Source organism: Microbacterium sp. 1.5R (genome assembly GCF_001889265.1).
Classification (GTDB): domain Bacteria; phylum Actinomycetota; class Actinomycetes; order Actinomycetales; family Microbacteriaceae; genus Microbacterium.
Map to the genome: position 1 here is coordinate 2,743,803 of NZ_CP018151.1, position 18,340 is coordinate 2,762,142.

General features: G+C 66.7%; 11 protein-coding genes and 1 pseudogene. 3 read left to right on the forward strand and 9 right to left on the reverse strand.

What is annotated here, in order from left to right; genetic code table 11:
* Positions 1–11 precede the first annotated feature (11 nt).
* Together BMW26_RS13215 and BMW26_RS13220 are read left to right on the forward strand one after the other, a co-directional pair.
* A complete protein-coding gene (locus BMW26_RS13215; RefSeq protein ID WP_072591685.1) occupies positions 12–2,357 on the forward strand; it encodes a glycosyltransferase in 2,346 nt (781 codons plus the stop codon).
* Between the two features lie 11 nt (positions 2,358–2,368).
* On the forward strand, positions 2,369–4,744 hold the full coding sequence (locus BMW26_RS13220) for a glycosyltransferase (protein ID WP_072591686.1): 2,376 nt from the start codon (positions 2,369–2,371) through the stop codon (positions 4,742–4,744).
* Between the two features lie 83 nt (positions 4,745–4,827).
* On the opposite strand, the gene BMW26_RS13225 is transcribed toward BMW26_RS13220, so the two are convergent.
* Genes BMW26_RS13225 through BMW26_RS13245 form a run of 5 tightly spaced genes read right to left on the reverse strand, consistent with a single transcriptional unit; the run spans position 4,828 to position 12,262 of the window.
* Positions 4,828–7,653 carry a glycosyltransferase family 2 protein gene (locus BMW26_RS13225; protein ID WP_072591687.1) on the reverse strand — a complete coding sequence of 942 codons (2,826 nt, stop codon included), beginning with the start codon at positions 7,651–7,653 and terminating at the stop codon, positions 4,828–4,830.
* Positions 7,650–8,741, reverse strand: coding sequence for a glycosyltransferase family 4 protein (locus tag BMW26_RS13230; RefSeq protein ID WP_056279715.1), 1,092 nt, complete (start codon positions 8,739–8,741; stop codon positions 7,650–7,652). The genes BMW26_RS13225 and BMW26_RS13230 overlap by 4 nt, the downstream gene beginning before the upstream one ends.
* Entirely contained in the window at positions 8,738–10,330 is a 1,593-nt protein-coding gene (locus BMW26_RS13235) for a polysaccharide pyruvyl transferase family protein (RefSeq protein WP_072591689.1), read from the reverse strand. Before BMW26_RS13235 ends, BMW26_RS13230 begins: the two co-directional genes overlap by 4 nt.
* Entirely contained in the window at positions 10,327–11,112 is a 786-nt protein-coding gene (locus BMW26_RS13240) for a hypothetical protein (protein WP_072591690.1), read from the reverse strand. Before BMW26_RS13240 ends, BMW26_RS13235 begins: the two co-directional genes overlap by 4 nt.
* A gap of 4 nt (positions 11,113–11,116) precedes the next feature.
* Positions 11,117–12,262 (reverse strand): GSCFA domain-containing protein, encoded by a 1,146-nt coding sequence (locus BMW26_RS13245; RefSeq protein ID WP_056279710.1) that lies wholly within the window; start codon positions 12,260–12,262, stop codon positions 11,117–11,119.
* 158 nt (positions 12,263–12,420) lie between these two features.
* Between BMW26_RS13245 and BMW26_RS18090 the strand changes: the two genes are divergently transcribed.
* Complete coding sequence (locus tag BMW26_RS18090; RefSeq protein ID WP_350223955.1) at positions 12,421–12,522, forward strand: hypothetical protein; 102 nt, start codon at positions 12,421–12,423, stop codon at positions 12,520–12,522.
* Positions 12,523–12,593: 71 nt separating this feature from the next.
* Here BMW26_RS18090 and BMW26_RS13250 read toward each other — a convergent pair.
* The 4 genes and pseudogenes from BMW26_RS13250 to fusA all read right to left on the reverse strand — a co-directional run.
* Positions 12,594–13,865, reverse strand: a pseudogene (locus BMW26_RS13250) (polysaccharide pyruvyl transferase family protein); the annotation flags it as partial.
* Positions 13,866–14,034: 169 nt separating this feature from the next.
* Complete coding sequence (locus BMW26_RS13255; RefSeq protein WP_072591692.1) at positions 14,035–14,697, reverse strand: VanZ family protein; 663 nt, start codon at positions 14,695–14,697, stop codon at positions 14,035–14,037.
* Positions 14,698–14,880: 183 nt separating this feature from the next.
* The gene (gene tuf / locus BMW26_RS13260; protein ID WP_053097508.1) at positions 14,881–16,071 is read right to left on the reverse strand and encodes an elongation factor Tu; all 1,191 of its coding nucleotides are present in this window, start codon (positions 16,069–16,071) and stop codon (positions 14,881–14,883) included.
* 148 nt (positions 16,072–16,219) lie between these two features.
* Positions 16,220–18,340 (reverse strand): elongation factor G, encoded by a 2,121-nt coding sequence (fusA, locus tag BMW26_RS13265; RefSeq protein WP_053097509.1) that lies wholly within the window; start codon positions 18,338–18,340, stop codon positions 16,220–16,222.

Below are 18,340 nucleotides of genomic sequence, written 5' to 3' on the forward strand. Positions count from 1 at the left end.
GGATGACTCTCATGCCGACGCCTTCGACTCCTCTCGTCTCCTTCATCGTCCCCGCCGACGCAGAAGCAGACTCCGTCGCGCGCAGCCTTCGATCGTGTCTCACCCAGTCACTCGCCCAGATCGAGATCGTCTGCGTGCTCCCCGACGGAACCGGACTCGCCTCCGCAGAGGCGACCTCGGATCCGCGTGTCGTCACCATCACCCGACCTTCCGATTCCGCCCGCTCGCAGCTCCGGCGGGCGGGGGTCGAAGCCGCGACGGCGCCGTACGTGCTGCTGCTCGAGCCGGGAGACACCGTGGCTCGCGGCGCCGCGATGCGGCTTCACCGCTGCGCCGTGGAATCGCAGGCGCAGCTCGTCGGATTCGCCGTCCAGACGTCGCCCGATGACCGCAAGGGCGAGACGCACCCGGCTGAGGCGGGGCCTCTCCACGGACCCGACATCCTCCGCGCCCTCCTCCCCCGGGACACCGTCGCAGAGCTCGTGCCCTCGCGACACCTGTTCCAGACCGACCTGCTGCGACGGGCGTATGCGACGTCCGCAACCGACTCCGGCCCGCTCATGGACGACCGGGGCGCCGTGCTGCTGGCCTACGCATCCGCGGAGTCGTATGGAGCGGTCAGCACGGTCGAGTACCTGCGCCGATCGCAGCAGCGCGACATCGCCGCTGACCCGGTGCGCCTCGAACAAGCGATGCACCACGTCAGGTCGTTGCAAGCCGTCGAGCCGGCCGTCCGGGAGAAGGCCCGACACAGCGCAGACCCCGAGCCACTGCTCGACGGGTACACCACGGGCTATCTCACCGCGATCGGGGAAGCACTCGACGCCTTCGCCGCGCTGCCGCCGGAGGCGCGGGCCCACGCGCACGAGACGCTGCGATCCTGCGTCGGTGACCTCGACCTGATCGCGGCGGCCGTGACCTTCGCGCCCGACGCGATCCCCGCGCTCGTCGCGCACGGGGAACGTCTCGAACTCGGCCGCGCGCCGGTGCGGAGCGTGCTGCTGACGACCAATGTGCTGACCACCGGCGGGGTCTCGGGTGTGCTGCTCACGCAGGCGCGGTTCCTTCTCAGAGCCGGATACCGGGTGACGATCGTCACGCATCGCCCCGGGAGCGCCGAATCGCTCGTTCCCGAAGGCGCCACGCTCGTTCAACTGACCGGCACGAGCCGACGTCAGCGCGTGACGCAGTGGGCGCAGTTCTGCCGACGCTTCGCCGTAGATGTGGTCATCGACCACCGCATCCTGTATTCGCGCGACTGGCCTTCGTTCGCGATCGCGGCCCGCTCGGCAGGGTCGGCGACCATCGGCTGGATACACAACTTCGCAGGCCGCCCCACGTACAACGGGAACGACCTCCAGACGCTGCTCCAGACCCATCTGAGCGCGCTCGCGCACCTGGTGGTGCTCTCTCCGCTCGATGTGGCGTTCTGGAAGCTCCGGGGCATCCGTCACGTGAGCTACCTCCCGAACCCGCCGTCGCCGTTCCTCCTCGCCGTCGGCGAACCGCGCAGCGCGAAGCCGGCGCCGGCGGGTCGCCGGCTGGAGCTCGTCTGGTGGGGGCGGTTGGAAGAGCACACCAAGAAGGTCACGCAGCTGGTGGAGGTGGCCGCGGCGCTCCAGCGGCTCGGAATCGACTTCCGGCTGCGGATCGTCGGTCCGGACTGGGCCGACATGAGCGCGGATCGGCTGCGGGATCTGGCCGCGACCCGAGGCGTGGCCGACCGCGTCGAGCCCACCGGTCCTCGGCATGGATCGGATCTCCTCGAGGTGATCGATTCGTCGGACATCTTCGTCAACACGAGCATCATCGAGGGGTACCCTCTCACCCTCCCCGAGGCACAGTCGCGCGGTCTTCCGATCGCGATGTACGACCTGCCGTGGCTGTCGCTCATCCAGCACAACGCCGGCGTCGTCACCACGGCGCAGCAGGATCCGGAGTCGCTCGCCCAGGCGATCGCGGATGTCGCCGCGGATCCGGCCCGGTATGAAGCGATGTCGAGAGCCTCCGTCCTGGCCGCGACTGACGCCACCTCGTTCGACTTCGCCCAGCTCTACGAGCAGCTGCTGCATGGTGGCCTTCCAGCGGAGCTCTCTCCCGAGCCCACGCTCGACGACGGACGCAAGGTGCTCGAACTGCTCGTCTTCTTCGCCGAGCGGAGCACCCCGCCGCCACGGGCGGCGCCCTCTCGGTCGACGGCGCTCGCGCCCGCAGCACTCCGCCCTCGGTCGCAGCCGCGTACGTTCGGGGAGCGTCTCGAGCGGAAGCTGACCCCCATCGGCCACCGCGTCATCGATGCTGCTCCGTGGCTTCGACCGGCGGCGAACAAAGTCAAGCGCGTATTGCTGCGCCGATAGCGAGAGACCACATGCAAGCGACTCCCCTCGTCTCGATCGTCGTCCCCGTCTTCAACGATGCCGACGTGATCGCCACCGCTCTCGACAGCTGTCTTCGGCAGACGCTGGCAGCGATCGAGGTCATCGTGGTCGACGACGCGTCGACCGACGACACCGCCGCGATCGTCGAACGCTACAGCGCTCGGGACTCGCGCGTGCGACTCATCCGCCAGCAGCAGAACGCGTCGGCGTACCAGGCTCGTCGCGTCGGGATCCTCGCGGCGAAGGCCGATCATCTGCTGTTCCTCGACGGTGACGATGAACTCGCGGAGACGGCTGCCCGGGCAGCTCTCGAGAAGGCGACGGAGACCGGCGCTGATCTCGTGCAGTTCGGAGTCGAGGTCGTGCGTCTCGATGGGCGCACCGGGGGGCCGTTCGAGTCACGCCTGCAGCCGAAGCACCCCACTCTCACAGGCAGCGATGTCCTGCGCGGCCTCTTCCCGCTGGATCGCCCTGCCCAAGGGCAGTTGTGGCGCTACCTGTTCCGTACCCGCCTCCTCGCCGATGCCTATGCGCTCATGCCCGCAGACCTGGTGCTGCCGAGGGTCAACGACCTGCCGATCTCCTTCCTCGCTGCGGCGCTGGCCGCTCGCTTCGAATCGATCCCGGACCGCCTGTACCGTTATCACTTCGGGCGAGGCGGAAGCGGCCAGAAGGTGCGTGACCTCAGCACCGCATCGTTCTACGCAGGAGCCATCCGATCCATCGATTCGATCGAGCCGGCCGTCCTGCGGGTCGCCGGCACGAGCATCGACCCTGACCTCGTGCTCTCGACCTACGCATCCGTACGACGCGCCATCATCGGATACACCACCCACTACCTGGCAGAGCACACCCGTGCGGATCTGCGCGACGCGATGTTCGCCGACCTGTACACCCGGGCGTCCGCCCACGACATCGTGCAGTCGACCGCCCTGCACTGGCCGAAGGCGATGGACACGCTCGCCGCCCACGGCGACGCGATCGAGCTCGTCGCTCGACCGGTGCACAGCATCATCCTCGCAACGAACCATCTGCGCACCGGTGGAATCTCCGGCGTCGTGATCTCTCAGGCTCGGGTGCTGCACGACTCCGGCTTCCGCGTGACGGTCGTGGCCCGCGAGCCGGGCAGTGATCTCTCGAACCTTCCGGCCGGCGTCGGCTTCGCCGAGGTGTCGGCGGACACCCTGGGCGGCTCGCTCGCCCAGTGGGCCGAGATCTGCACGCAGCACGAGGTGGATCTCGTGATCGACCACCAGTGGCAGTACTCACCGTCGTGGCAGGCCTTCGCGCTCGCGGCACGCGCTGAGGGTGTCGCCACGATCGGGTGGTCGCACAACTTCGCCGGTCGATCGCTGCTGCTCGGTCTCGATCGCCTCGAATCCGCGCCGCGATACTTCGCGCTGCTCTCGCATCTCGTCGTTCTCTCGCCACTCGACGTCGCGTTCTGGAAGCTGCGAGGGATGCCGCGTGTGTCCTACCTTCCCAATCCGCCGTCGTCTAACCTGCTCTCTGCCGGAATCGCGACCGCGCCGCGGCGCCCACCTGCGGGGCGGCGCGTCGAGCTGGTCTGGTGGGGCCGCCTGCAGCAACGCACCAAGAGGGTCAGCGAGCTGATCGACGTCGCCGAGCACCTCGAGCGGATGGGCGTCGATTTCCGGCTCCGGATCATCGGCCCCGACTGGCGCGACATGACGGCGTCACGGCTGAACGGGATGGCGAAGGCGCGACGCTTCGCGCACCGCGTCGAAGCGGTGGGACCGCTTCATGGTGCCGCCCTCAGTGCCGCCATCGACTCGTCCGATCTGTTCGTGAACACCAGCATCATCGAGGGCTACCCCCTCACGATCCCGGAGGCACAGGCGCGGGGTCTCCCGGTCGCGATGTACGACCTGCCGTGGTTGGCCGTGACCGATGGAAACGGGGGCGTCGCGAAGACGGGCTGGGGGGATGCCGAGGCTCTCGCCCGACAGATCGCCGAGGTCGTCGCCGACGCCGACGTCTACACCCGCATGTCGGCGGCGTCGCTGGCCGCAGCCGAGCGAGAGCTCTCACACGATTTCGCGGTGCTGTATCGCCGGCTGGTCGAGGGCGCGCTTCCGTCCGAGCTGTCACCCGTACCGACAGTCGACGACGTCCGGCAGCTCATCGACCTCTCCATCACCTTCGCCGAGGAGCACGCGGCGACGCGCTCGGGGCCTCAGCGCTCTCGCGGTGCGGCCGGAAGCACGCCCGGGACGCCGGCGAGGGTCGCGACGACGTGGCGGGCGCGCGCCAAACAGCGTGCCGCTCCGGCAGCGAGAAGACTCATCGAGGTCGCTCCCTGGATGGGTCCGATCGCTCGAAGGATCAAGCGCACGCTCACGTGACACCCCGTCGCGAGAGTTCGATGATCGACATCACAGCGGGTCGGTGACGGCCATCGCGCCGGGTCGGTGACGGCGGTTGCCGATCAGCCGCGCTTGCCCGTGATGCGCGACGCTCGGTGACCGACCCGCTCGACGATCGAGTCCCTCACACGGATCATGGAGCGGTTCTTGCCCGCGCTGGCCGCCGTCAGGCGCTGGAACCGACCGGGGAAGAACCGGTTGGCCGCCTCTTCGATCTTCAGGGGCGACCGGCGCATCCCGAGTGAGTCCTCATACTCGAGCTCGATCACCCACACCCCTGCCCGAGGGAAGAGCTCGGGGGAGATCTCTGCCGACCAGGTGCGATCGTCGAAGTCGAAGTGGCGGATCGGGAACCGGACTCGATCCCGGTCTCGGTACTGTCGAGCGACGAGACGCGTGACTCCCCCGGGTCGCAGTCCCGTCATCGCGCCTGACAGCGTGGTCCGCGCCCCGCTTCTCAGCGTGGCGGCGATGCCGGCGGACGGAGGACTGATCGACTGCCGGGCGAGGTCGACGTCATCTGACTCGACGATGGCACCCGCGAGCCGTTCTTCCAGACTGTGGGGAACGACAGCAAGGGGGACGTTCGGATCCAGAAGACGTCTCCGCAGCACCGGCAGGGCCGGCGAGAAGGCATCGGTCCGCCATGACGGATCACTGATGAACCGGCGCATCAGGTATTTCAGTGAGAGGCTGTCGATCGTGGCCCGAGGGATCGTCGGCAGCGCCTCGGCAGCCGACAGCGCACGGATGAGCTGGTCGGCGTTCAGCGTGGATGCCGACTTCTCGGCGCGCAGCATGATCCGCGCCTCGTTGAATCGACCGTCCGCGGCGAGCGCCCAGACGACCTGGTTCTCTGCTTTCAGTCTGCGGAGCTCGTTGCGGGGCGCACGCGAGAGCAGCTTCGCGATCTGTTCCGCGACCCGACGGTCCTCGGCGCGGTCGCCGGAGCGACGCTCGAGGAACTTGCCGATGTTCTGCCAGGCGTCGGCGTTGAGCACCATCGCCCAGTACTCGCGGGTCACCGGCGCCGACTCGCGTTGCTGGACCAGCGCGGCGCACGTCGCCTCTTCGCTGAAGTAGCTCACCGTGTAATCCGTCGAGCCCGCGCGCGAGGTCATGGAGCCCCCGCCCGGACGGTCTCTGTAGACGTACGCCGGCAGCGGGGACACCGCGATCGATCGCGCGCTCAAGAGGACGCTCGTCATCGCGACGATGTCGTTCGATCGCGGAACCCCGGGAAAGGGGAATGCGGTCTGCTGCCAGTGCTCGCGCCGGATGAGACGGTTCCACACCGCCCGGTGCCTGACCAGCTGGGGGTGGGTCTCGATCGTGACGTTCTCGAGAGGGAGCGCATAGGCCTGATTGAAGCCGGTGCCCGCGTCCCACGTCGAGGTCGTGAAGAACTTCAGATAGCTGCCGTTGATGACATCCGGATCCGACCTGCGCGCGAGCGACAGCAGGTGCGCGTACGCGCGTGGCGGGACGACGTCATCACCGTCGGCGAACGCGAGATACTTTCCGCGGGCGAGCTCGATCCCGGCGTCGCGCGCCTGGCCGCCGCCCGCCCCGGGAGACCTCACCAGACGCACCCGGGGGTCCGCGCGCTGATGCGCGAGGACTCTGTCCTGAGTCCCGTCCGTCGACCCGTCGTCGACGACGATGATCTCGATCCTGACGCCCACGGAGGCTCGGATGCTCTCGAGGAGCTCGTCCACGTAGTGGACCACGTTGTAGGTGGGGATGATGACGGAGATGTCGATGGCATCGGAGTCGGTGTCGGGTTCCCCCGATGTCGCCCCGGGTCGCGACACGAATCGCTCGATGAACGCGTCCCGGAGGTCCTCCTCCCCGCGCAGCCCGAGCGGGGCCCAGGCGTCGACGAGCAGGGGGGTCGAATCGAAGCTCGGCACGTCGTCGACCCCGATGGGGCGGCCATCGGGCCGTGCGACGTCCACCAGGGCAGCATGGCCCATCGCGATCAGCGCGAGCTGCCAGCGCTTCCAGATCGTCAGATTCGACAACGAGGTCGTCGAGAGGTCTCGCGCGAGATCGTAGACGAGAGCCTTCGCATCGGGTCGTTCCTGACCGGCGGCGAGGAGATCGAGCGCCTTCGGGTTCAGCACGTCACGGGAGATCACCTCGCGGGCATACGACTGGCGCACTGCCAGCGGAGCAGCGGCGAGCGCAGCCCAGATGCGAGATTCGTCCGTGACCCAGCGCGAGGACATCGGTGCAGCCGGGCTCTTGCTCGGACGTTCCCGGCAGAAGACGACGGAACGCGAGACGATATCGACGCGGCCCGCAGCCAGATACAGCCGGGCTACGAGAAGCTCCTCGAGCCACGGATCCTCCGCGTGCACGAGCGAACGGATCAGATCGCGCCGCATCACCTTGCCGCACAGGATGTCATCCGAGACCAGGCCGGGCCGGTCCTCCAGCAGGATGCTCGTCGCGTCCGTGTCGAGCGCGCCGTCGACTGCACGACCGATCCGGTAGCGGTGCTTGGCGATCGACTCCGCGGTTCCGACAGCCATGTCCGATCCGGACGCCTGCAGGCTGGCGACCAAGGCTCGGTAGCCGCCCCGGATCGAGAGCCCGTCGGCATCCGCGACCGTCACCCAGGAGGCTGAGCAGCGCTCGAGAGCAGCGGCGAGCGCTGCGCTTCGCCCCCGTGCGCTGTCCGCGTCGATCACGTGAACACGCGCATCAGAGCGCGCCGCCGTGCGCACGACCGACGCGACGTCCGGGCTGCTGCGCCCGTCGACGACGACGACGACGTCCAGGGTCGGGGAATCCTCTCGCAGGGTCGACCACAGGAGGTCGCTCACATGCATGGGCGATTCGGGGAAGATGACGACCACGCTCAGATCAGCGACCTCGTTCATGGCACCTCCGTGGTCTGCGTGGAAGAGTCGGTCAGGTCCTCGATGATCGACACATAGTCCCAGGCCATGTGCAGCGTCGAGTATTCGGATGCGAATCGCGTCGCCGCAGCTCGCACGTCCTCCCTCACGGGGAAGGCAGCCGCGATCGTGTCCGCCAGGGCAGACACGGGATCGCGCCGGGTGTCGTAGAAGGTCACCCACGGCTGCGCGCCGTACTCCGCGATGAGATGAGGCTCGGCGGGCAGGATGCACGGTCGCGCGAACGTCGCCGAGAGCAGGACGCTGCCGGAGTTGAGCACGCGCTCATAGGGGAAGACCAGCACGTCGCACGCCGCGAACCACGCCGAGATGTTCGCGTCGCTGATGAACGAGTGCCGTCGCACGGTCGGCACGCCCGTCGGCAGCTCCCGTTCGATCAGAGCGATCTCCTCGGGTGCCGTCTTTCCGGCGAGCACCAGAACGAGATCGTCGACGTGGGATGACGCCTTCCCCACCGCGCGCAGCAGGGTCGGGATGCCCTTGTATCCGCGGATCTGCCCGACGAATCCGACCACCGATGCGGACGACGGTATCCCGAGAAGCTCACGGGCCTGGTCCTGGGAGGGCGGGTCGGAGTAGATACCCGCATAGCTGGCGTGCCTCAGGGTGACGATCTTCTCGGGTGGGAGATCGTAGAACTCCGAGACGGCCTCGCTGGTGCTGGCGTTCAGCTGGATGATCCGATCGGCGCGCTCCGCGAGGAGGCGCGCCAGCTTGACCTCCAGGTCCGGATACGGGGTGTTGTGAGCCAGCGTGTTGTGGACGGTCCAGATGATCCGCACGCCCGCCTTGCGCAGCCTCAGGAGGATCCCCGCGAAGCGCTTGAGGGAGCGCTCTGCGATGTCACGAGTGCCGTCCGAGTTCACGATGGGACTCGTCCAGTGGATGTGGAAGATGTCGCCGTCCGTCAGGCCGGGCAGAGCGTCGACCAGCGTCTCGATGGTCTTGGACCCCTCGACGCGCCATCCTTCCGAGCGTGCCCCGACATAGAGCATGTTCAGATACGGATTCTGCGCCCAGGCGGGGAAGACGTGGATTTTTCCGCTCACGCTGTGAATGTCCCATTCTGAAGACTGATGTCGGCACCGGCTTCCCGCCACGGCACGGAGTCCGCGAGCGACGGGTACCCCACGAGGGTGCTCTGGTCCTGGGTCCCCCGCATGACGGGGATCTGCGAGGATGACCCGTCCGCGTGGGTCACGCGGACGATGACCGAATCGATCTCGACCTCCGAGCCCATGGCGACGGATGCGGTGAGGTCGATCGACCATTGGCGGTGGTACATCGCGAAGACGGGCAGGTCGGCGGTGCTCTCCCTGCCGGCGTCATCCTGACAGACCACCTCGATGGCGGACACCTCGTTGGTGGGGGTCCCCACGCGCAGGGCTATCGAGAGGACGTGCAGCCCCTCAGCCGAGCGCACAGCTCGCATCAGCGCGTGCGGCCCTTCGCGCTCGAGCCAGAGTGCGCGGAGGAATCTGTCGGGGTCCCCTCCGTCGAGCGCCGCGAGCAGGCCTGCATCGGCCGTCGACAGGTCCGTGTGCTCGAGTCCGGGCACCAGCGCGAGTCGGTATGCGTGCGCTTCCGCGAAGCTGCCGTCGAATGCACGACGAGACACGGAGCGGACCGTCCCGTCATCGCCCTCGATCAGGGCGCGGCCCGCCTCGACGACATGAGGGAACACCTCCTGCACGAAGTGGTCACGGCTCCCGGATTCGTCGGGTCCCGACGCGACACCCACGTCGGCCCACGCCGCGAGAATGACGTCGCGGTCGTCGAAGACGGCGGGTCGCGCGGACGACGATGCACGACCCCACAGGTCGTGTGGGAATGCGGAGAGCAGGGCGTCGAGGTCGACGTCCGGCGCCGTGTGTCCGCCGAGGTCGATGGCAGCGGAGATGTCCCCCGAGATCCTCGTGAGCGGCCGACCGGTTCCCGCCAGATAGTCGCGGTACTTGAGTGCTCCCTCGGCGGCGGACACCACGAAGCGGGCCGGGATGCCGAGCGAATCCGCGATCGCGATGGCGTGCAGCGAACTCCCCACGACGAAGCCGCTCCCGGCGATCGTCCGGAGCACTGCGTTCAACGGCGCTCTCGGATCGAGCACTGTGTAGCCGAGCGAGGTCGCGGTCTGCGACATCTCTTCGAAGTCGTTGAGGTTCGGGGCGATGAGCATCCCGCCCGCTCCGGTACGGCCCCAGCTTCTCAGCTCCGGCATGAACCGCGGGAGCAGAAGCGCAGGATCGCCGAACACGGCCGGCACCCTGCACCCCTTGGCCGTGATGAGACGGGCGGAGTGGGGACCCCGAACGCTGCGGATGTCGAGCGTCTCGAAGTGGGGCGGCAGCTTGGATGCGAGTTTGAAGTTCACCCCGGTGCCCCAGACGACCGCGCCCTCCGGTGCGAAGTGAAGCACCGAACCGATCGTGATCAGCACCGGTGCCTCGGAGGTCCCCGTCGAAGACGCCCTCATGCTCGGGTCACCGAGTATCCGCTCCACCAGCAGAGGTCCGAGCAGATCTCCGAAGTTGTTGACCAGACGGCCGCCGGGTTCGCCCTCGGCCGTTCGCAGCGGGTTCCACGAGAGGACGTCGATGCCTCCGAGACGGGTCAGCAGAGCTCCGCTCGTGGCTGTCACGATCCTGCCTTCATCGGGTCGCCACTCGCCGGCGATTGGCCCGGCTCACCGAGCCAATCGTAGAATCCGGTCGCGAGCGCGGCGGCGAAAGACCTGTTCATGTGGTAAAAATCTCCACGGGAATAGAACGAATCGGCTCCGGTGTCGGAGGGATCGCCCATCGCGTAGACGTTCTCGGTGAAACCGTCGGCGGTGAGAGTCGGGCCGGGCTGTGAGAACACCCGCACACCCTCGTCCTCGAGCCGACGCACCTGTCGCGCGAAGTCCGAGCGCACTCTGTTCCAGTCGCCGCTCGACGCCAGGCGCCCGTACAGTGCGAACGTCTCGCCGTCTCTCGAAGACACCCACTCCGCAGGAGCAGGTTGCGGAATCACGATCACCTGCGCGGCTCCGACGTCCACCAGCAGTCGGGTGAGGCGCGCCATGAAGATCTGGTCGAACGCCGCATCGACATACGCGTTCCAGACCGCGTCGCTGAGCGACGGCACTCCGTAGTCTCCGACGGCGTCGACGGGAGCGAAGCTCTGCCAGAGCTTGACCATCTGGACCAAGGAGAAGTTGAGGCCGACCGCGACGACGGCGTCGGCGCGTCGCACATCGATCTCCGCGCCGTATCGCGGCGGATCCTCCAGCTTGATGAAAGGGAGCTCGACCGTGCCCGAGTCGCTGACGACGACCGCATCGACAGTCCCGTACGTTCGCGAGATGAAGTGCGCGACATCTCGATCGCCTCGCGCCTTCGTCAGCGCGGGCGCGATGGTTCCCAGGTGGGAGTTCCCCACGAATTCAATCCTCATCGGCGAAAGCCTCCAGAATCGCTTCCTCGCAGAAGACGCGCTCGTCGACGGCCTCATAGTCGGCCGACTTCGGATTCCGGCCGGCGGCCTCGGGGGACGCCGGAGGGGCGACCGGGTGTTCGGCATCTGCATCCGCGTCCGCCTCGGCGCCTCGCGCCACATGCTCGGACAGGAAGTAGGCCATCACCTTCTCGACAGTCTCGGGCCGCACGTTTCGCCCGGTCTCGTCGAACGGCTCATTGCCGGGCGCGTGGGAGGTGACGATCTCGTAGGACGGGAAGTAGTCGATGTCATCGAATTCCGATGCCAGCATCCCCGCCGCTGCACGCAGTACGGCTTTGGAGTAGGTGGTGGCGACCAGGACGTTGTCGTCGGTTGCGGTCGCGGCGAGCGGGACGGGCGAAACCGTCAGCAGGAACTTGATGCCGGGGTTCACGGTCCGCACGAGGGTGCGGAACTCGGTGAAGTCCTGCACGATCTCGGAGACGGTGAAATTGTGGAACCGGTAACGGTCAGGATCGTAATCGCCCGCGATGGTGCCGGGAGCGGTCGGGTAGATCGTTCCGGATCGGACATCCTCCCATCCCTCCGTGAGCCCCAGCGTGAAGACGAGGACATCGGAGTCCGTGAGGACCGATCTCACTGCGACGATGTGCTCGGCGCGCTGTCGTTCCACGTGTGCAGCACTGGCGAGGCCCTCGGGCTCGACGGCAGGACGGAGTGCGTCGAACCAGCGATCGCCCCGCTGCCAGGCGATGTCCTCGCGCACGGAGCCGGAGAACGCCTCCTGGGCGAGCTGCAGCAGTTGCCGGACGAAGTAGATGTTGCCGTAGCGGGCGGAGTAGACGCCGTAGCCGTGCTCTCGCAGCAGTTCGACGTCGACGTTGCCGGGTCCGGGCTCGGCGTCCACGACGTTGTAGCCGGCCCCGCGCAGGTACCGGGAGATGTGCTGTGCGAAACAGCTGCCCGCGGTAGCCACGGAGGAGCTCGGATCGATCTCGAACTTCTTCGTGTAGATGCCCTGCAGGTCGGTGACATCTCGACCCGAGATGGACTTCTTCCAGAAAGTACGACCAGGCCGCCCCCGGTAGGGCGATCGCGCGACCGGTGTGCCTGACTGTGATTCGGTGCTCATCTGATATCCATCTCCCCCGATATCCTCTACTGCCATTTCGCTCGGCCCAGGGCCGACGTCGGGATGGACCCGACCTTCGATCCTGGGCCGTGCGCGCCTCATGTCACGCGGAGCCGGAGTGCTCGACTTCCTCGATCAGCTGGTCGCGGAGACGGTTCATGAAGGCCGTGGACCTCTCGCGCAGCATAGCCACCTGCTGCGGATCGATCGGAGCGGGGCCTGTCTCACCGAAGATCTCGATCAGCTTGTCGGAGTGGTGAGCCGCGACGAGCTCGCTCCGCCCGATGCGCTCCATGAACGCGCGGTTCTTGTTCGTGGGCACCAGGACGATCGACGGCACGCCGTACATGGTCGCGACGACTGTCCCGTGGAACTTCATGCTCGCGAGCACGGTGCACTCGCCGATCGCGCGGGTCAGGACGTCGAGGTCCTCGGAGTGCACGACCTCCTTGTCCTCGACCTGAAGCGCCGGAGCGTTCGCGAAGTCGCGCTCGCCCACCGAACCCGTGCCGAGGATGATGTGACGAATGCGGAATCCACGCCGCTTCGCGTGTGCGGCCAGCTCTTCGAGCTTCGTGTAGTCGTCAGGCGTGTCGACGCGCCGCTGGCGCGTGACGATTCCGAGAATGGGCTGCCCTGCGGGCTTCGTCACCTCGGGCAGGTCGAGCGAGCAGACGATGTCCGGCTCACTCGTCACCGGTGCGGTGGGCTCGAGCTTCTCGCGGATCCAGTTCGCACCGAAATCGTCGCGCATCCCGATCAGCTGAACGTTCTCGTGGCCGAAGAAGCTCCGCAGACGGTTGATGATGTGCGGCTTCTCCTTGTGCTTCTCGGAGCCGTGATAGATCGGCACTCCCACTCCGGCCACGTAGAACGGCTTCTGGAGGTAGGTGCGATCGAAGTAGCGCGGGTCGGTGTTCCACTGCTGGACGAGATCGCCGCCGCCCATCACGATGGCATCGACCTCAGCGACCTTCTCCTCCACGGGACGGCTGAAGTAGGGCTGGCGCTCGAGGTCAGGGATGATCTGGATGTCGAACGTCGGAGCGAGGAACTGCTGGAAGACATCGACGAACAGCTCATCACCGTAGTTGCCGTGACCGAAGAATCCGACGAGTCCGATCGACTTCTTGGTCGCCGAGGTCTGGGCACTGACCTGCTTCGTGGCGACAGGGGCCGGTGCGGTGACGGCCTTCGCTGTCCGCTGCTCGCTCGCTTTCGGGAGCGCGGGCGCGGCGGACGCGACCTGCTTCTCGAGAGACTCGCGCAGCGCGGCGAGCTCGCTCTGCACGCCGGCCACCTCCGACTTCACAGCTGAGAGTTCCCTCCGGCTGAGTGAGATGTCGGAGACGAGACCTCGTGCGACGTCCGCCGTCTGATCCGCTGCGGTGCGGGCCGAGCGGGAGAGCTGGCCCAGCCGGCGGATGGCGCCTCGTCGACTGGCGAACTGAAGCTGGGCGAACACGCCGATCAGTGCAGCCAGGATGGCGACCACGGCGACCGCCCAGTCGGTCAACCCCACGAGCGCGAGGGTGGCGGCGATGCTGCCCCCCACGAGGAACACGGCGGCAGACGCGATATCGCGACCCGTGTAGCGGGACATAAAACTCCTTCAGAGCCCACGGGCGCGGGCCAGCAACTTCGATCGACGGTCAGGGGGTGGCGCGGCTGCACCGGATACGGCTGTGATCAGCCTACAGTCCTGGAGAATATCGGTCAGAACGGTGACCGTCCGAGATTTCCGACGACTCGACCTGACGCCTGCTCGCGCCTCAGACAGGAATCCGCACCGTAGGAGCGTCGCCCGTCTCCCAGAAGTCCGCGTCCAAGACGCGGGTCACCGGGTCGGGCTCCTCCGCCCACACCGCAGCACGCCGTGCTCCCTCTGCCGAGCGCGCTGTGGCTCGAGCCTCATTCTGGCGCTGCAGTTCGGCCGCGGCAGCGCGACGCTCCCACAGCTCGCGTTCGATCATGGTGCGATCTCTGGCGTGGATCATCGCCCTCAGGATCATCGCGAGCAGCAGCCCCAGGTACCCGCCGACCGTGTTCGACAGCACGTCGAGAACGGTAGACACGCGCTCGTCCAGGGCGATGCCCTGCGTGAACTCGATCGCTCCGGAGAAAGCCGGCAGCAGGAAGATCGCGAGCCACCAGGCCTTGCGCGCGAGCGCGAGTCCGAGCAGGAATCCGAGCGGCACGAACATGCCGATGTTGGCGACGAACTCCAGCTCGTTGTAGCCGAACCGCTCGGGCACCCCGAGGTTGTGCAGTGCGCGGAGCACCCGCCCGGCGATGCTGTCGAATTCGAGTTGCTCGGGCTGCGGCCACATCGTCACCAGCAGCACGAAGGCGGAGTAGACGATGAGCAGCAGCGTCGAGATCCACAGCCGCGCATGGCTTCGCGGAGGCGGCGGTCCCACGTGGATCTGTGTCATGGTCGCGTTCCTCTCATGCCCGGGGCCGGGCGACGACGCCTGCGGACAGACTCGGGCCATGCTATCGATCGTCGATCGCATCTCGCCGCGAAGTCACCGAGAAACCGCCCCGAGGCCCACTGCCCCGGGTACGACACAGGGGCCGGACCCGAAGGCCCGACCCCTGTGCGAGAAAGCAGATGCTTACTTGATGATCTTCGTGACCGTACCGGCGCCGACGGTGCGTCCACCCTCACGGATGGCGAAGCCGAGGCCCTCCTCCATGGCGATCGGCTGGATCAGCTCGACCGTCACGTCGGTGGTGTCGCCGGGCATGACCATCTCGGTGCCCTCGGGCAGCGTGATGACGCCGGTGACGTCGGTGGTGCGGAAGTAGAACTGCGGGCGGTAGTTCGTGTAGAACGGGTTGTGACGCCCACCCTCATCCTTGGACAGGATGTACGCGGTACCGGCGAAGTCGGTGTGCGGCGTGACCGAACCCGGCTTGACGATGACCTGACCGCGCTCGACGTCCTCACGCTTCGTGCCACGGAGCAGGAGACCACAGTTCTCGCCGGCCCATGCCTCGTCGAGCTGCTTGTGGAACATCTCGATACCCGTGACCGTGGTCTTGACAGTCGGACGGAGTCCGACGATCTCGACCTCGGAGTTGATGGCCAGCGTGCCACGCTCGGCGCGGCCGGTGACGACGGTTCCACGACCGGTGATCGTGAAGACGTCCTCGACGGGCATGAGGAACGGCTTGTCCTTGTCGCGCACGGGGTCGGGAACGTTGTTGTCGACGGCCTCCATGAGGTCGAGGATGGACTGGGTCCACTTCTCGTCACCCTCGAGTGCCTTCAGAGCGGAGACGCGGACGACAGGAGCGTCCTCGGCGAAGCCCTGCGAGGCGAGCAGCTCGGAGACCTCGAGCTCGACGAGCTCCAGGATCTCCTCGTCGTCGACCATGTCGGCCTTGTTCAGTGCGACGAGCAGGTAGGGGACGCCGACCTGCTTGGCGAGCAGCACGTGCTCACGCGTCTGAGCCATCGGGCCGTCGGTGGCGGCGACCACGAGGATCGCGCCGTCCATCTGAGCAGCACCGGTGATCATGTTCTTGACGTAGTCGGCGTGGCCGGGAGCGTCAACGTGCGCGTAGTGGCGCTTCGGGGTCTCGTACTCGATGTGCGAGATGTTGATGGTGATTCCACGCTGGCGCTCTTCCGGCGCCGAGTCGATGGAAGCGAAGTCGCGCTGCACGTTCGTGTCGGAGGGGTACTTGTCAGCAAGCACCTTCGAGATCGCTGCGGAGAGCGTGGTCTTGCCGTGGTCGACGTGACCGATGGTTCCGATGTTGACGTGCGGCTTGGTCCGCTCGAACTTGGCCTTAGCCACTTGGTCCTCCTCAGGACGTCGTGTAGAGGTCACCGGGCACTGGATTGCGACCGGATCTCTACGGGTTAGGTTCTCAGTTTAGTAGAGAGGGAATGTGAAGTTGTAGGGGACCTGGGAGCCGGGCGTGAACCCGGCTCCCAGGAAAGTGTTACTCGCCGCCGCCCTGGTGCTTCTGGACGATCTCGTCGGCCACAGCGCGGGGAACCTCAGCGTAGCTGTTGAACTCCATCGAGTAGACGGCGCGGCCCGAGGTCTTCGAGCGCAGGTCGCCGATGTAGCCGAACATCTCGGACAGCGGGACGTGTGCACGGACGACCTTGACGCCTGCGGCGTCCTCCATCGACTGGATCTGGCCACGACGCGAGTTCAGGTCGCCGATGACGTCGCCCATGTACTCCTCGGGAGTACGCACCTCGACCGCCATGAGCGGCTCGAGCAGCGCCGGGTTCGCCCGACGAAGGGCTTCCTTCATGCCCATCGATCCTGCGATCTTGAACGCCATCTCCGAGGAGTCAACGTCGTGAGCAGCACCATCGACGATGGTCGCCTTGACACCCACGATGGGGTATCCGGCGAGCACGCCGACGTTCATCGCGTCCTGGAAGCCGGCATCGATCGAGCCGATGTACTCACGCGGGATGCGACCACCGGTGACCGCGTTGACGAACTCGTACGTCTTCTCGTCGTCGAGGTCGAGCGGCTCGATGTTGAACTGGATCTTCGCGAACTGACCCGATCCACCGGTCTGCTTCTTGTGCGTGTAGTCGTACTTCTCGACGCCCTTGCGGATCGTCTCGCGGTACGCCACCTGCGGCTTGCCGACGTTGGCCTCGACGTTGAACTCGCGCTTCATGCGATCGACGAGGATGTCGAGGTGCAGCTCGCCCATGCCCTTGATGGTCGTCTGACCGGTCTCGGGGTTGAGCTCCGTGCGGAAGGTCGGGTCCTCTTCAGCGAGCTTCTGGATGGCGACACCCAGCTTCTCCTGGTCGGCCTTGGTCTTCGGCTCGATCGCGACCTCGATGACGGGCTCGGGGAACGTCATCGACTCGAGGACGACCGGCGAGGCCGGGTCGGTGAGGGTGTCACCGGTGGTGGTGTCCTTCAGACCGATGACGGCGTAGATGTTGCCGGCGGTGACCGAGGGAACCGGGATCTCCTTGTTGGCGTGCATCTGGAAGATCTTCCCGATGCGCTCCTTCTTGCCCTTTGTCGAGTTGATGACCGCAGCGCCGGAGTCGAGCTGTCCCGAGTAGACGCGGACGTAGGTCAGGCGACCGAAGAACGGGTGCACGGCGACCTTGAACGCGAGAGCCGCGAACGGGTCCTTCGCGTCGGGGTGACGCTCGATGATCGTGTCGTAGTCCTTGGGGTCGTGCGCCTCGATCGAACCCACGTCGAGCGGGTTCGGGAGGTAGTCGACGACGGCATCCAGCATCGGCTGCACGCCACGGTTCTTGAACGCGGAACCGCAGAGGACCGGGTAGATCTCGGAAGCCACGGTGAGCTTGCGGATCGCGCCCTTGATCTCGGCGACGGTCAGCTCCTCGCCACCGAAGAACTTCTCGAGCAGCGCGTCGTCGGTCTCGGCGACGGTCTCGAGGAGCTGCTGACGGTACTCGTCGGCCTTCTCCTTGAGGTCGGCCGGGATCTCCTGGATCTCGTAGGAGGCACCCATGGTGACGTCACCCTTGGAGTCACCCGCCCAGACGAGCGCGCGCATCTCGACGAGGTCGACGACGCCGATGAAGTCGTTCTCCGCACCGATGGGCAGCTGGATGACCAGCGGCTTGGCGCCGAGGCGGTTGATGATGGTGTCGACGGTGAAGTAGAAGTCCGCGCCGAGCTTGTCCATCTTGTTGACGAAGCAGATGCGGGGGACGTTGTACTTGTCGGCCTGACGCCACACGGTCTCGGACTGGGGCTCGACGCCCTCCTTGCCGTCGAAGACGGCGACAGCACCGTCGAGGACGCGGAGCGAGCGCTCCACCTCGACCGTGAAGTCCACGTGACCGGGGGTGTCGATGATGTTGATCTGGTTCTTGTTCCAGTAGCAGGTCACGGCGGCAGACGTGATCGTGATGCCGCGCTCCTTCTCCTGCTCCATCCAGTCGGTGGTCGAGGCACCGTCGTGGGTCTCGCCGAGCTTGTGGTTGACGCCCGTGTAGAACAGGATGCGCTCGGTCGTGGTGGTCTTGCCAGCATCGATGTGAGCCATGATGCCGATGTTCCGAACCTTGCTCAGGTCGGTGAGCACGTCTTGTGCCAC

Excerpts from the sequence above, each read along its gene's own strand:
- BMW26_RS13220 (WP_072591686.1), top strand. The coding sequence starts at position 2,369 with ATGCAAGCGACTCCCCTCGTCTCGATCGTCGTCCCCGTCTTCAACGAT.
- BMW26_RS13255 (WP_072591692.1), bottom strand. The coding sequence starts at position 14,697 with ATGACACAGATCCACGTGGGACCGCCGCCTCCGCGAAGCCATGCGCGG.
- BMW26_RS13215 (WP_072591685.1), top strand. The coding sequence starts at position 12 with ATGCCGACGCCTTCGACTCCTCTCGTCTCCTTCATCGTCCCCGCCGAC.
- BMW26_RS13245 (WP_056279710.1), bottom strand. The coding sequence starts at position 12,262 with ATGAGCACCGAATCACAGTCAGGCACACCGGTCGCGCGATCGCCCTAC.
- BMW26_RS13225 (WP_072591687.1), bottom strand. The coding sequence starts at position 7,653 with ATGAACGAGGTCGCTGATCTGAGCGTGGTCGTCATCTTCCCCGAATCG.
- BMW26_RS18090 (WP_350223955.1), top strand. The coding sequence starts at position 12,421 with ATGAAGGCCGTGGACCTCTCGCGCAGCATAGCCACCTGCTGCGGATCG.